Origin of the sequence: Aquamicrobium sp. LC103 (genome assembly GCF_001014615.2) — a bacterium.
Classification (GTDB): Bacteria; Pseudomonadota; Alphaproteobacteria; order Rhizobiales; family Rhizobiaceae; genus LBCQ02.
The window spans coordinates 224,620-237,408 of sequence record NZ_LBCQ02000011.1 but is presented as its reverse complement, the minus strand read 5'-3'; the positions used below and the strand labels follow the sequence as shown (position 1 = coordinate 237,408).

The window sequence follows — 12,789 nt, the reverse complement described above, 5'->3', positions numbered from 1 at the left end:
GCCTCGCGGCGGCGGAACCGGACGGAGATGGTTTCGCCTTTCACGACGGAGGGGCCCGGGATGACGGTTCTGCTTTATTCCCTTCTCATCGGCGTCGTTGCCGGCCTGCGCGCGATGATGCCGGCTGCGGCGATCAGCTGGGCCGCCTGGCTCGGCTGGCTGAACCTCGACGGAACCTGGCTCTCCTTCATGGGGCACTGGATCGCGGTCGCGATCTTCACCATACTCGCCATCGTCGAGCTGATAACCGACCAGCTCCCCTCCACGCCGAGCCGCAAGGTGCCGCAGCAATTCGGCGCCCGTATCGTGCTCGGCGGGCTTTCGGGCCTCGCGCTCGCCCTGCCCTCGGGCGCATGGATCGGCGGGCTGATCGCCGGCGTCGTCGGCGCGATCGTCGGCACGCTCGGCGGGGCGGAAGCGCGCAAGCGTTTCGCCGAAGCCTTCGGCCAGGACCGGCCAGCCGCCTTCATCGAGGACGCGGTGGCGATCGCCTGCGCCTTCCTCATCGTGGCGGCGGTGCAATGACCGCCTCCTACGACGCCATCGTCGTCGGTGCCGGCCAGGCCGGGCCGTCGCTCGCCGTCCGCCTTGCCCAGGCGGGCATGAAGACGGCAATCGTCGAGCGCAAGCTGGTCGGCGGCACCTGTGTCAACACCGGCTGCACTCCCACCAAGACGATGGTCGCCAGCGCCTATGTCGCGCATATGGCGCGCCGCGCGGCGGATTACGGCGTCAAGATCGCAGCGCAGGTCGACGTCGACATGGCCGCGGTGAAGACGCGGGCGGACGGCGTCGCCGCCAGGTCGCGCGGCAATCTCGAGGACTGGCTCGGCGGCACCGACAATTGCACGCTGATCCGTGGCCACGCCCGTTTCGCCTCGCCGGCGGAACTCGTGGTCGGCGACACGCGGCTGACGGCGCCGCGCATCTTCCTCAACGTCGGCGGCCGCGCCTTCATTCCCGACTATCCCGGCATCGACCGGATCGACTATCTGACCAATTCCTCGATCCTCCGGCTCGACACCGTCCCGCGTCATCTCGTCGTGGTCGGCGGCGGCTATGTCGGACTCGAATTCGCGCAGATGTTTCGCCGCTTCGGCAGCGAGGTGACGATCGTCGAGCGCGGCGATCGGCTGATCAAGCGCGAGGACGAGGACATTTCCTCCGCGATCCGCGAGATTCTGGAAACCGAGGGCATCCGCCTGCGGCTCGGCGCCGATTGCATCGCCTTCGCGCCGCACGAGGAAGGCGTCGCCGTCAAGGTCGATTGCCGCGAAGGTTCGCCGGAGGTAATCGGCAGCCACGTGCTGCTTGCCATCGGCCGACGGCCCAATACGGACGATCTGGAACTGGACAAGGCTGGCGTCGCGACCGACAAGCATGGCTATGTCGAGACCAACGAGGAGCTGCGCACCAACGTGCCGGGCATCTGGGCGCTGGGCGACTGCAACGGCCGCGGCGCCTTCACACATACGTCCTACAATGATTACGAGATCGTCGCCGAAAACCTGCTCGACGGCGCCGCGCGCAAGGTCTCCGACCGCCACCCCGCCTATGCCCTCTATATCGACCCGCCGCTGGGCCGCGCCGGGATGACCGAGGCGGAAGCGCGCGAAACGGGACGCGAGATCCTCGTCGGCATGCGCCCGATGACACGCGTCAGCCGGGCCGTGGAGAAGGGCGAGGCGCAAGGCCTGATGAAGGTGGTGGTCGACACGGCGAGCGAGCGTCTGCTGGGCGCAGCGATCCTCGGCGTGGGCGGCGACGAGGCCGTGCACAGCGTGCTCGACATGATCTATGCCGACGTTCCCTTCAAGGCCCTGAAACACGCGGTGCACATCCATCCGACCGTCGCCGAGCTCATCCCCACGCTGCTCGGCGAGTTGAAGCCGGGTTGAGCCAGGGGCCCGCCGCGACTTCGCGAGCCGGGCCCAGCGCATTTGTCACAAAAGGAATCCTTGAAACCGCCGGCTTCATGGTCGACAAGTTCTTCAGTGAATTCTCAGAGAAGCCGACACGTGAACGAAATCGAACGATCCGTAACCAGAGACGAGCCGCGATGGCTCGGCCCTTCCGCCCCGTCTCGCATTGGATTGATCCCGCCCCTCTCGGCGGCGAGGTGGCTGCTCGTCCTCATCGCCGCCGCAGGCATCTATTTCTTCCACGGCTTCCTGGTTCCGGTGCTCGCCGCGCTGGTCATCGCGTTCGCGAGCTGGCCGATCTACCGCGACCTGCAGCGCAACACCGGCGGCAACAGGACCGTGGCGGCGACGCTCGCCATCTTGCTCATCCTCATCTTCCTGATCGTCCCGGTGGTGATCGCCATCACCTACACGATCAACGAGGTACGCGAATGGTTCTACTGGGCGGTCGAGACCAACAGGGTCGGGGCGCCGACGCCCGAATGGATCGTCGCCCTGCCCAGCGTCGGCCCCTGGTTCGACGAGCAATGGGAAAAATATATCGGCCATCCCGGCGCGATCGGCGAACTGATCCAGATCGTCAGCGGCGCCAATATCGGCAACATCTATCGCGGCGTGCTCGCCGCCGGCGGCGGCCTCTTCGACCTGTTCCTCACGTTGCTCTTCATGCTTATCGCGCTGTTCTTCGTCTATCGCGACGGCGAGTATTTCGCCGGCCAGGTCGACCGGCTGGGCGAGCGCATCCTGCCGGCGCGATGGGAGCGCATCTCGCGCGTCGTGCCGGCCACCATCTCCTCGACGGTCACCGGCATGACGCTGATCGCGATCGGCGAGGGCATCGTGCTCGGCATCGCCTACTGGGTCGCCGGCGTGCCCTCCCCCGTCACGCTCGGCGTCTTGACCGGCGTCATGGCGCTGATTCCCGGCGGTGCGCCGCTGTCGTTCACGCTCGTCTCGATCTATCTGGTGGCGAGCGGCTCTCCGGTCGCGGGCGTCGCCCTGTTCGCCTGGGGCAGCATCGAGCTCTTCATCGTCGACAAGACGCTGCGCCCCAAACTGGTCGGCGGTCCGATCAAGCTTCCCTTCCTTCCGACCTTCTTCGGGCTGATCGGCGGCGTGAAAACGATGGGCTTCCTCGGCCTCTTCATCGGCCCGGTCCTGATGGCGCTTCTGGTCGCGATCTGGCGCGAATGGCTGCGCGAAGTGGATCTCACCGACGCACAAAGACGGGAGATCGAACTCGCCAACACCGCCGAGACACGGCCGCCCGACCGCGCACCCGACCAGGAATGACGGTCCCGGCCGCATAAATTTGCAAATTTTGCGCGCCTGCGGCGATTTCCGCACCTTACCGCGCTGGACTTCACCTCGGCGCACGACATAAAGTGTCGTCCAAATCAGATTCAATTTGCGAGGTCGTTGCGGCGGCTCTTTCTCCACCGGAGGTACATTCTTGATCCGAGCGGCAACACTTTGCAATTGCGGACGGCGATCCGCGCACTGTGTTTCCCTCCTTCTGGGCTGCCTGTTTTTCCTGACCAGCCTGCAGACGTCGGCCGCAGCCTCCGGAACCAGAATCCACATCCTCCAAGACAACCCGCAGGCGCTGGGATCCAAGCAAAAGCTCAGGGATTGGCGCTATCAGGGCGAGTTCCGCAATCGCGACCTCGATGCGCCCGATCATATCGCCGGCTCCGACATCCCGGCCATCGTCGCCGATGGAGCGCTTGTCGTCAGCAGATATCGGCTCCGCAGCATGCCGGCCCGCTCGGGCCTTCCCGTCATAACAGCGTTGCACCTTGTATCCGCTCCGAGAGGTCCGCCTTGCGGCTCGGCACACGAGGTTGCTGCGCGCCTCACCGCGTAAGCGTAAGCAAGGACTTTCCTTGGCCGCGGTCGCGGAAAGCCCCCTGCCAAATGCAAGCCCAAGCGGCCTTGCATCGGGTCGGAAAGGAATCGGCTTTTGCGGCGTTCCACCCAGTCGCGAAAGCACACCGCTTGCCGGTGGTTCAATTCGACTGTGGCGCGCACGCAGATCGGCGCAGCCGCCGCAAACGCGACAAATCCGCTCCCGCCCTTCCGGCTGGGAGATTACATCTCGACGAACGATCCGGGAGTCCGTCTCCCGTCTCTTGGTCCCAACCCAAGGTAACCTGAAACTAGATGGCTGACGAAAACCTACTTCTGCTTCTGCTTGCGCTGCCTTTCCTGGGAAGCATCCTGGCGGGAGCGTTCCGTTCGAACGCGCGCAACGCGGAGGCGTGGCTGGCGGGAGCGGTGGCGCTCTGTGGCCTGGCCATCACGATCTATCTCTATCCGGCGGTCGACGACGGCGGGGTGGTGCGGCGCCAGATCGAATGGATTCCCTCGCTCGGCCTCGGCTTCACGCTGAGAATGGACGGCTTTGCCTGGATGTTCGCCATGCTCATCACGGGCATCGGCTTCCTCGTCGTGCTCTACGCGCGCTACTACATGTCGCCGGCGGACCCGGTTCCGCGTTTCTTCTCCTTCCTGCTCGCCTTCATGGGCGCCATGCTCGGCATGGTCATTTCCGGCGACCTGATCCTGCTTGCCGTCTTCTGGGAGCTGACCAGCATCTTCTCCTTCCTGCTGATCGGCTATTGGTACCACAACGCCGCGGCACGCGACGGCGCGCGCATGGCGCTGACGATCACCGGCGTCGGCGGCCTGTGCCTTCTCGTCGGCCTGATGATCATCGGCCACATCGCCGGAAGCTACGATCTCGACGTCGTTCTCGCCGCGGGCGACAAGATCCGCGCGCACGATCTCTACCTGCCGGCACTGATCCTCATCTGCATGGGCGCGCTGACCAAGAGCGCCCAGTTCCCGTTCCACTTCTGGCTGCCCAACGCGATGGCCGCGCCGACGCCGGTGTCGGCCTATCTGCACTCGGCGACCATGGTGAAGGCCGGCGTCTTCCTCCTCGCCCGCTTCTTCCCGGTTCTGGCGGGCACCTATGAATGGTTCATCATCCTCGCATTCGCGGGCATGATCACGCTGACGCTCGGCGCCTATTTCGCGATCTTCCAGCAAGACCTGAAGGGCCTTCTCGCCTATTCGACGATCAGCCATCTCGGACTGATCACCACGCTGCTCAGCCTCGGAAGCCCGCTCGCCGCCGTCGCAGCGATCTTCCACATGATGAACCACGCCACCTTCAAGGCATCGCTGTTCATGGCGGCCGGCATCATCGACCACGAAACCGGCACCCGCGACATGCGGCGATTGAGCGGCCTGTTCGCCTTCATGCCGATCACAGCCACGCTCGCCATGGTGGCGAGCGCGGCGATGGCCGGCGTGCCGCTGCTCAACGGCTTCCTGTCGAAGGAGATGTTCTTCGCCGAAGCGATCGAGACGCATGCGGATTCCTTCCTCGACCGCGCCCTGCCCTATGTCGCGACGGTCGCCGGCGCCTTCAGCGTCGTCTATTCGCTGCGCTTCATCCACACCGTGTTCTTCGGACCCAAGCCGGTCGACCTGCCGCACGAACCGCACGAGCCGCCGCACTGGATGCGCTTCCCGATCGAGTTCCTGGTTCTCGCCTGCCTCGTGGTCGGCGTCATTCCCGGCCTGACGGTAGGCCCCTACCTCCACACCGCCGTGGTGGCCGTTCTCGGCGACGCCACGCCGCAATACAGCCTCGCCGTCTGGCACGGCCTGAACGTTCCGCTGATCATGAGCGTCATCGCCCTCATCGGCGGCACCGTGCTCTACATGCTGCTCAAGCGTTACCTGTCGCGCTGCGAGGAGGGTCCGCCGATCTTCCGCAGGCTCAAGGGCCAGCGCATCTTCGAGCGCATCCTGGTGACGCTGTCGTGGCGGTGGGCGCGCTTCGTCGAGGGCAATCTCGGAACGCGGCGGCTGCAGCCGCAGCTTCGCCTGCTCGTCGTCGTGGCTTTCCTCGCCGCGCTCTGGCCGCTGTTCAGCGCCGGCTTCAATCCCGGCCTGCCGTCGTTCGACGGGCTCGACCCGGTCTTCGGGATGATGTGGGCGGTCGGCATCGTCTGCGCGCTCGCGGCCGCTTATCAGGCCAAGTACCACCGCCTCGCGGCGCTGATTCTCGTGGGCGGCGCCGGCATCGTCACCTGCCTGACATTCGTCTGGCTTTCCGCGCCGGACCTCGCACTGACCCAGCTCCTGGTCGAAATCGTCACCACCGTCCTCATCCTGCTCGGTCTCAGATGGCTGCCCAAGCGGGTCGAGGAGATCGACGCCGTGGGCGTCACCATCACGGCCCGTCTGCGGCGCCACCGCGACTTCGCGATCGCCACGCTCTGCGGCGCGGGCATCGCCATGATCGCCTATGCGGTGATGACCAGGCCGGTGGTCGACACGATCGGCGACTACTTCCTCGAGCACGCCTATTCGGGAGGCGGCGGCACGAACGTCGTCAACGTCATCCTGGTCGACTTCCGCAGTTTCGACACGATGGGCGAGATCGCCGTGCTCGGCGTCGTCGCGCTCACCGTGTTCGCCCTGCTCCGCCGCTTCCGTCCGGCGGCCGACAGCATCGAGACGCCGGAACAGCAGCGCATCCAGAACGCCTATGACGACGCGCAGCCCGATCGCGAGACCGGGGATACGGCCCGCGAATACATCATGGTTCCGTCGATCATCATGAACTGGATGTTCCCGGTGATCATCGTGCTCGCGGCCTATCTCTTCCTGCGCGGCCACGACCTGCCGGGCGGCGGCTTCGCGGCCGGCATCACCATGGCGATCGGCTTCCTGCTGCAATATCTGGCCGGTGGGACGCGCTGGGTCGAGGAGCGCCTGCGCATCCTGCCCGTCCGCTGGATCGGCTTCGGCCTGCTGATGGCGGCCGCAACCGGCATGGGTTCGTGGTTCCTCGGCTACCCCTTCCTCACAACCTATTTCCAATATCTGGAGGTTCCGCTGATCGGAAAAGTTCCCGCAGCAACCGCATTGCTGTTCGACCTCGGCGTCTTCTCGCTCGTCGTCGGCGCCGTCGTCCTGGTGCTCATCGCGCTCGCCCACCAATCGATCCGCAGCTATCGCGTCCGCGAAGCCGCGAAGGCGACGGAGGAGGCGTGATGGAACTGGTTCTCGCGATCGGCATAGGCGTGATGACGGGTTCGGGCGTGTGGCTGCTCCTGCGGCCGCGCACGTACCAGGTCATCATCGGCCTGCTGCTGCTTTCCTACGCGGTCAATCTCTTCATCTTCGGCATGGGCCGGCTGAGAATGAACGTTCCGCCGGTGGTCGAGCCCGGCGTGCCGGTGGACCCGGCCGCCTTCACCGACCCGATCCCGCAGGCCCTCGTGCTCACCGCGATCGTCATCGGCTTCGCCACCACGGCGTTGTTCCTCGTGGTGCTGCTCGCCTCGCGCGGCCTGACCGGCACCGATCATGTCGACGGACGGGAGCAGTGAGATGAGCTACTGGTCTCCCCACCTCGTCATAGCACCGATCATCATTCCGCTGGTCGCCGGCGCGCTGATGCTCTTCCTCGACGAGCGGCAGCGCTTCGGCAAGGCGATGATTTCGATCGTCTCGGTCCTGCTGCTGCTCGTCGTTTCGATCGCGCTGGTCCGCCATGCCGGCGCCGACACGACACGCGACAGCGTCTATCTCCTCGGCAACTGGCCGTCGCCCTTCGCCATCGTGCTCGTGCTCGATCGATTGTCGGCGCTGATGCTGCTGCTTTCGAGCGTGCTGGGCATAGCCGCCCTCGTCTTCGCGCTCGCGCGCTGGGCCAAGGCGGGTCCACACTTCCACACCATGTTCCAGCTCCTGCTGATGGGCATAAACGGCGCCTTCCTGACCGGCGACCTGTTCAACCTGTTCGTCTTCTTCGAGGTCATGCTCGCCGCGTCCTACGGCCTCGTGCTGCATGGTTCGGGCCCGGTGCGCGTCAAGGCGGGGCTGCACTATATCGCCATCAACCTTGCCGCATCGCTGCTCTTCCTCATCGGCGTCAGCCTGATCTACGGCGTCACCGGCACGCTGAACATGGCCGACCTCGCCGCCCGGATCCCCGAGGTGACGGACGGTGATCGGATGCTGCTCGAGGCAGGCGCCGCCGTGCTCGGCGTCGCCTTCCTCGTCAAGGCGGGCATGTGGCCGCTGAGCTTCTGGCTGCCGACGACCTACACGGCCGCCGCCGCCCCGATCGCCGCGATCTTCGCCATCATGAGCAAGGTCGGCATCTACGTCCTCCTGCGGCTTTCGCTGTTGCTGTTCGGTGGCGCGGCGGCCGCCTCCGCGGGCTTCGGTTCCCAGGTGCTGCTGTTCGGCGGGCTGGCGACGGTGACCTTCGGGCTGATCGGCGTTCTCGCCTCGCAGGCGCTCGGAAGGCTCGCGGGCTATTCGGTGCTCGTATCGTCGGGCACGCTGCTGGCGGCGATCGGCCTCGGCAACGTCGGGGTGACAGCGGGTGCGCTGTTCTACCTGGTCAGTTCAACGCTCACCATCAGCGCCTTCTTCCTGCTCATCGAGCTCGTCGAGCGCGGGCAGGATGCCGCCGCCAGCGTTCTCGCGGTGACGGCGGAAGCCTTCGGCGACGCCGACGAGGAGGAGGAAGAGGACGAGGTCGGCGTGGCGATCCCCGGCACCCTCGCCGTGCTCGGCATAAGCTTCGCCGCCTGCGGCATCCTCCTGGCGGGACTTCCACCGCTTTCGGGCTTCGTCGCGAAGTTCACCATGTTCACGGCGATGTTCAATCCCGAGGGCCTCGGAAACGGAGGAGCCATCAGCAGCGCCTCGTGGTGGGTCGTCATGCTGCTCATCCTTTCAGGCCTGTCGGCGCTGATCGCCATGACACGCTCGGGCATCCACACCTTCTGGGCCCCGATCGAGGCGACGGTGCCGCGCGTCCTCCTGATCGAGATCGCGCCGGTCGCCATCCTGCTTTTCCTCTGCCTGATGCTCACCGTGCAGGCCGGCCCGGTGATGCGGTACATGGAGGCCACCGCCCAGGCGCTCTACGCACCGCAGGCCTATGTCGAAGGGGTGTTCGAAGCGCCACGCGCCGGCGTGCCGAACGGGGAGGCGCAGCAATGAGCCGGGTTCTGCCCTATCCGCTATTGTCCGCCTCGCTCCTGGTGATGTGGCTGCTGCTCAACCGGTTCTCGCTCGGCCATCTCGTGCTGGGGGCCGTCATCGCGCTCTTCGCCGCGCAGGGCCTCGCCGCGCTTCACCCGGCCAAGCCGAGACTGCGCCGCTGGGACCTGATCCCGAAGCTGATCGGCATCGTCCTCTACGATATCATCCGGTCGAACGTCGCCGTGTCGAGGATCATCCTGCAGGGGAAACGTCGGGAACGCAGATCCGGCTTCATCACGATCCCGCTCGATCTGCGCGACAATACCGGGTTGGCGATCCTGGCGGTCATCATCACCAGCACGCCGGGCACGGCCTGGCTCGACTACAACACCTCGAACGGATCGTTGCTCATCCACGTCTTCGACCTCGTCGACGAGAGCGAATGGGTCGAGCTTATCAAGAACCGTTACGAATACCTCTTGATGGAGATTTTCGAATGAGCGCCCTCATCCTCACCTGGGCCGTCAACATCGCCCAGGTCGCGCTGGCGATAGCGATGGGGCTTGCAGCCTACCGCATGCTGGTGGGCCCCCGCGCCCAGGACCGCGTGCTCGGGCTCGACACGCTCTATGTCAATTCGACGCTGCTTCTGCTCACCTTCGGCATCAGGACGGCAAGCACGGTCTATTTCGAGGCCGCGCTCATCATCGGCGTCGTCGGCTTCGTCGCCACGGTGGCGCTCGCCAAATTCATCATGCGCGGCGAGGTGATCGAATGAGCCACGCCGTCGACCTGCCGCTCTGGATCGCCCTCATCGTCGCCTTCTTCCTGCTTCTCGGCGCCGGGCTCGCCCTGACGGGATCGATCGGTCTCGCGCGGCTCAACAGCTTCTACGACCGCATCCATGCGCCGACGCTCGGCTCGAGCTGGGGCCTTGCCGGCGTCGTCATGGCCTCGATGATCTTCTTCACGGCCCTCGAACTGAGGCTGGTGGTGCACGAGATCATCGTCGGCATCTTCATCACGGTGACGACGCCCGTCACATTGATGCTGCTTGGGCGCGCGACACTCTATCGCGACCGTTCCGAGGGAAATGAAAACGCCCCGGAATCGGACATTCTCGAAGACGCTAACGACATCGGAAGATAGAAGGCGCATGCCGCTCCAATTCAAGGACACGCCGGACAGGCTGAGCGCCACCTTGGCGAACGCGATCGATTCCATCGAGGGCGACACCGTGACGTTGAGACGGCTCCTCGAGCTGGTCGGAGAGCAGGGCCTGCTCCTCCTGTGCGCCCTCTTGACCATCCCGTTCCTGCTGCCGGTGTCGATTCCCGGTGTCAGCACGGTCTTCGGCGCCGCGATCATCCTCATCAGCATCGGCATCGTGATGAACCGCCTGCCGTGGTTCCCGCGCCGGCTGCTCGACAGGGAGATCGAGGCGAGCAAGCTGGTTCCGGTCTTGAACAAGGGCCTGCAGACAGTGCATCGCATCGACCGGGTGATCCGCCCGCGCATCTCCGCCTTCACCGAGGGCGCCTTCGTGAACCGGCTGAACGGCCTCGCCTTGTGCCTTGGCGGCGTGCTGCTGCTTTTCCCGCTTGGGCTGGTGCCGTTCTCCAACACCCTGCCTGCGCTCGGCATCCTCTTCATGGCCGCCGGCATATCGCAGCGCGACGGCATATTCGTCCTGCTCGGCTATGTGATGTTCGTCGCCACCATCATCTATTTCTCGGTGCTCGCCTGGCTCGCATTCTCGGCCGGGCGCGGCATCTCCTCGCTGTTCGGTTCCTGATTCCCCCTCAGAAGCTGTTTCTCGGAGCGCGAAAGCTGCGAGCGCTCGAAGAAGAGGATGACGAAAAGGGCGACGACGAACGGGATGATCAGATAGAACAGCCGGAAAACCACCAGCGCGGCGAGCACGTCCACCGGCTCCATGTCCGGCAGGCCGGTGAGGAAGACCAGCTCGAGCACCCCGAGGCCGCCAGGCGCATGCGAGATCAGCGCCACCGAGAACGAAACCAGGAAGATGCCGAGCACGATGATGAAGCCCGGATTCCCGGCTTCCGGAAGCGCGAAATAGACGATCGCCGCAGCGCCGACCAGTTCCAGCGGACCGATGATCAATTGCCGGGCGACGATCGGCAGACGCGGATATTGAAGCTCGAAGGAGCCGATCTTCAGCGGCTTGAAGCCCAGCCAGCTTCCCAGCACGTAGAGCGCGACCAGCCCCAGCAGAAGATAGCCGGTCGTCGCCGAGGCCTCCACGGGAAGAATATCCACGAAACGCTCGGTGATCTCGGGCTGGATCACCAGCACCAGGCCGGTGAGCAGGATCGTTCCCAGCGCGAAGGTGAAGGAGCAGAAGGCGACGAGGATGCCGACCTCGCGCGCGCTCAAACCCTGCGAGGTGTAGGCGCGGTAGCGCACCACGGCGCCGGAAAAGACGGAGGCGCCGATATTGTGCGAAAGCGCATATGTGGTGAAGGAACAGACGGTGATGAAGAGCCAATGGACCCGCTTACGCAGGTGCAGGAGGGCTATGTGATCATATCCGGCAAGCGCGCCATAGGCGACGAGGGTCGCGAGGGCGGACAGTACCCAGTTGTGAGTCGGGATCGCCGAGAGGCTGTCCATGACCTCGTCGAGCGATAGTCCACGCAGCTCGTGATAAAGCAGCCAGATGGAGAAGGCGACGGCACACAGCCCGACCACGGGCCAGATATACTTCTTGAACGCCATCAAGATCCTTTCATCGGTGTTTGCTCCTGTTCCCGCCAGTGCGGTCCAAGTCGTAGAAATCCACTTTGGCGAGATGGCGACGAACGGTCAGGCTCGTCGCGATACCCTCTAATTGCCGAATGTCTGGGCGTGGCGGCATGTCGCGGCAGCCCGCGCCGGAACGCCCTGGCGGTCGCGCGAGCAAACGGCCGCCGCCGATCCGCCGCTGGAGAAAACAATAGACTTGCTGTGCGGGCGGCTTTGGCGCCGCCGCTGATTTTCCCACGCCCCATGGGTCTAAAAAAGCTCATTGTCCCCGCCATGTCGAGGAGAAGTGTCGTCATCCCGAATTTTATTGAAGCCTGCTTGCCTGTGCCCCGCGGATTGCGGAGGTGACGCGTCATGCGCCGGCGGCCCGGATCGTCTTTAGTAGATCGCGGATGGCAATGGCGGAAGGGCGTCATGCGCGACGCACCGTCGCGGTGCGAATCGAGCGGCATCGCCCCTACGCCCCACGCGGCCATGGGCGATGAAATCGCTGGATAATCGTCAAGGCGCCATTCGCGGCCTCGTTGCAGGCTGGGGAAATCGCGGCTAGGTTGTGCGCGGTGGGGCTCGGCCAACCACGAGGATTATGATGTCTCCCCGATTTCGACGTACAGCCTTGGCTACCACCATCGCGCTCCTGGGCAGCGTTTCGCATTCCTCGGCGAACCTGTCATGCAAGGGTGTCGACACCGCGCTCACCCCTGAGCGCAAGGCAACCTACTCAACGCTCGTTGCCCATTCGCTCGACGCGAAGGTCGCCGCATCGAAGGTGGAAATCCATACCTTCATGGAAGCTGCTTCATGGAGCGTCGTGTACGCGGATGTGCCGATCGCCGATCCTGGCTATTTCTTCTTCAAAATCGTGGACGGGAAACCAAGGTTCGAAGAGGTCTGGGGCGGCATGGCCGACGAGAGCGAAACTCCCGAACTGGTCCGGTGGGCCGAAAAGCTCGGCACGCCAAGGTCGGTGGCCGAGTGCTTTGCCAAGGCGGCGGTCAGCGAATAGCGACGAAATCCTAAGGGAAGGACCGCTCCGAGCCGGCGGCACGGCATCTTTTCCTGTTGGAGAGGA

At 64.9% G+C, this 12,789-nt stretch carries 12 protein-coding genes; 11 read left to right on the top strand and 1 reads right to left on the bottom strand.

Annotated elements, in window-relative coordinates; genetic code table 11:
• Positions 1–60: 60 nt before the first annotated feature.
• From XW59_RS21630 to XW59_RS21585, 10 genes are all read left to right on the top strand, one after another.
• Positions 61–525 (top strand): DUF4126 family protein, encoded by a 465-nt coding sequence (locus XW59_RS21630; RefSeq protein WP_137327073.1) that lies wholly within the window; start codon positions 61–63, stop codon positions 523–525.
• The gene (locus XW59_RS21625; protein ID WP_047147577.1) at positions 522–1,898 is read left to right on the top strand and encodes an FAD-containing oxidoreductase; all 1,377 of its coding nucleotides are present in this window, start codon (positions 522–524) and stop codon (positions 1,896–1,898) included. Before XW59_RS21630 ends, XW59_RS21625 begins: the two co-directional genes overlap by 4 nt.
• Positions 1,899–2,018: 120 nt before the next feature.
• Complete coding sequence (locus tag XW59_RS21620) at positions 2,019–3,215, top strand: AI-2E family transporter (protein ID WP_047147578.1); 1,197 nt, start codon at positions 2,019–2,021, stop codon at positions 3,213–3,215.
• A gap of 870 nt (positions 3,216–4,085) precedes the next feature.
• Entirely contained in the window at positions 4,086–6,998 is a 2,913-nt protein-coding gene (locus tag XW59_RS21615; RefSeq protein WP_047147580.1) for a monovalent cation/H+ antiporter subunit A, read from the top strand.
• Complete coding sequence (locus tag XW59_RS21610) at positions 6,998–7,336, top strand: Na+/H+ antiporter subunit C (RefSeq protein WP_047147776.1); 339 nt, start codon at positions 6,998–7,000, stop codon at positions 7,334–7,336. Before XW59_RS21615 ends, XW59_RS21610 begins: the two co-directional genes overlap by 1 nt.
• A gap of 1 nt (position 7,337) precedes the next feature.
• Positions 7,338–8,966: a monovalent cation/H+ antiporter subunit D gene (locus XW59_RS21605; RefSeq protein WP_047147581.1), complete on the top strand. Its 1,629-nt coding sequence runs from the start codon at positions 7,338–7,340 to the stop codon at positions 8,964–8,966.
• Positions 8,963–9,448 carry a Na+/H+ antiporter subunit E gene (locus tag XW59_RS21600; protein ID WP_047147582.1) on the top strand — a complete coding sequence of 162 codons (486 nt, stop codon included), beginning with the start codon at positions 8,963–8,965 and terminating at the stop codon, positions 9,446–9,448. The genes XW59_RS21605 and XW59_RS21600 overlap by 4 nt, the downstream gene beginning before the upstream one ends.
• Positions 9,445–9,726 (top strand): K+/H+ antiporter subunit F, encoded by a 282-nt coding sequence (locus XW59_RS21595; RefSeq protein ID WP_047147583.1) that lies wholly within the window; start codon positions 9,445–9,447, stop codon positions 9,724–9,726. Before XW59_RS21600 ends, XW59_RS21595 begins: the two co-directional genes overlap by 4 nt.
• Positions 9,723–10,097 carry a monovalent cation/H(+) antiporter subunit G gene (gene mnhG / locus XW59_RS21590; RefSeq protein ID WP_047147584.1) on the top strand — a complete coding sequence of 125 codons (375 nt, stop codon included), beginning with the start codon at positions 9,723–9,725 and terminating at the stop codon, positions 10,095–10,097. The genes XW59_RS21595 and mnhG overlap by 4 nt, the downstream gene beginning before the upstream one ends.
• Before the next feature lie 7 nt (positions 10,098–10,104).
• Positions 10,105–10,743 carry an exopolysaccharide biosynthesis protein gene (locus XW59_RS21585; RefSeq protein ID WP_047147585.1) on the top strand — a complete coding sequence of 213 codons (639 nt, stop codon included), beginning with the start codon at positions 10,105–10,107 and terminating at the stop codon, positions 10,741–10,743.
• Here the strand turns inward: XW59_RS21585 and XW59_RS21580 are convergent.
• Positions 10,674–11,690, bottom strand: a complete 1,017-nt coding sequence (locus tag XW59_RS21580) for a lysylphosphatidylglycerol synthase domain-containing protein (protein ID WP_047147586.1) — start codon at positions 11,688–11,690, stop codon at positions 10,674–10,676. The genes XW59_RS21585 and XW59_RS21580 overlap by 70 nt on opposite strands.
• Before the next feature lie 643 nt (positions 11,691–12,333).
• On the opposite strand from XW59_RS21580, the gene XW59_RS21575 reads away from it, so the two are divergent.
• Positions 12,334–12,723, top strand: a complete 390-nt coding sequence (locus XW59_RS21575; protein WP_052958336.1) for a hypothetical protein — start codon at positions 12,334–12,336, stop codon at positions 12,721–12,723.
• The last annotated feature ends 66 nt before the right edge of the window (positions 12,724–12,789 follow it).

What these genes read in the sequence shown, in the direction of transcription:
- XW59_RS21580 (WP_047147586.1), bottom strand. Translation starts at nt 11,690, where the DNA reads ATGGCGTTCAAGAAGTATATCTGGCCCGTGGTCGGGCTGTGTGCCGTC.
- XW59_RS21630 (WP_137327073.1), top strand. Translation starts at nt 61, where the DNA reads ATGACGGTTCTGCTTTATTCCCTTCTCATCGGCGTCGTTGCCGGCCTG.
- mnhG (WP_047147584.1), top strand. Translation starts at nt 9,723, where the DNA reads ATGAGCCACGCCGTCGACCTGCCGCTCTGGATCGCCCTCATCGTCGCC.
- XW59_RS21615 (WP_047147580.1), top strand. Translation starts at nt 4,086, where the DNA reads ATGGCTGACGAAAACCTACTTCTGCTTCTGCTTGCGCTGCCTTTCCTG.
- XW59_RS21625 (WP_047147577.1), top strand. Translation starts at nt 522, where the DNA reads ATGACCGCCTCCTACGACGCCATCGTCGTCGGTGCCGGCCAGGCCGGG.
- XW59_RS21600 (WP_047147582.1), top strand. Translation starts at nt 8,963, where the DNA reads ATGAGCCGGGTTCTGCCCTATCCGCTATTGTCCGCCTCGCTCCTGGTG.
- XW59_RS21595 (WP_047147583.1), top strand. Translation starts at nt 9,445, where the DNA reads ATGAGCGCCCTCATCCTCACCTGGGCCGTCAACATCGCCCAGGTCGCG.
- XW59_RS21585 (WP_047147585.1), top strand. Translation starts at nt 10,105, where the DNA reads ATGCCGCTCCAATTCAAGGACACGCCGGACAGGCTGAGCGCCACCTTG.
- XW59_RS21605 (WP_047147581.1), top strand. Translation starts at nt 7,338, where the DNA reads ATGAGCTACTGGTCTCCCCACCTCGTCATAGCACCGATCATCATTCCG.
- XW59_RS21610 (WP_047147776.1), top strand. Translation starts at nt 6,998, where the DNA reads ATGGAACTGGTTCTCGCGATCGGCATAGGCGTGATGACGGGTTCGGGC.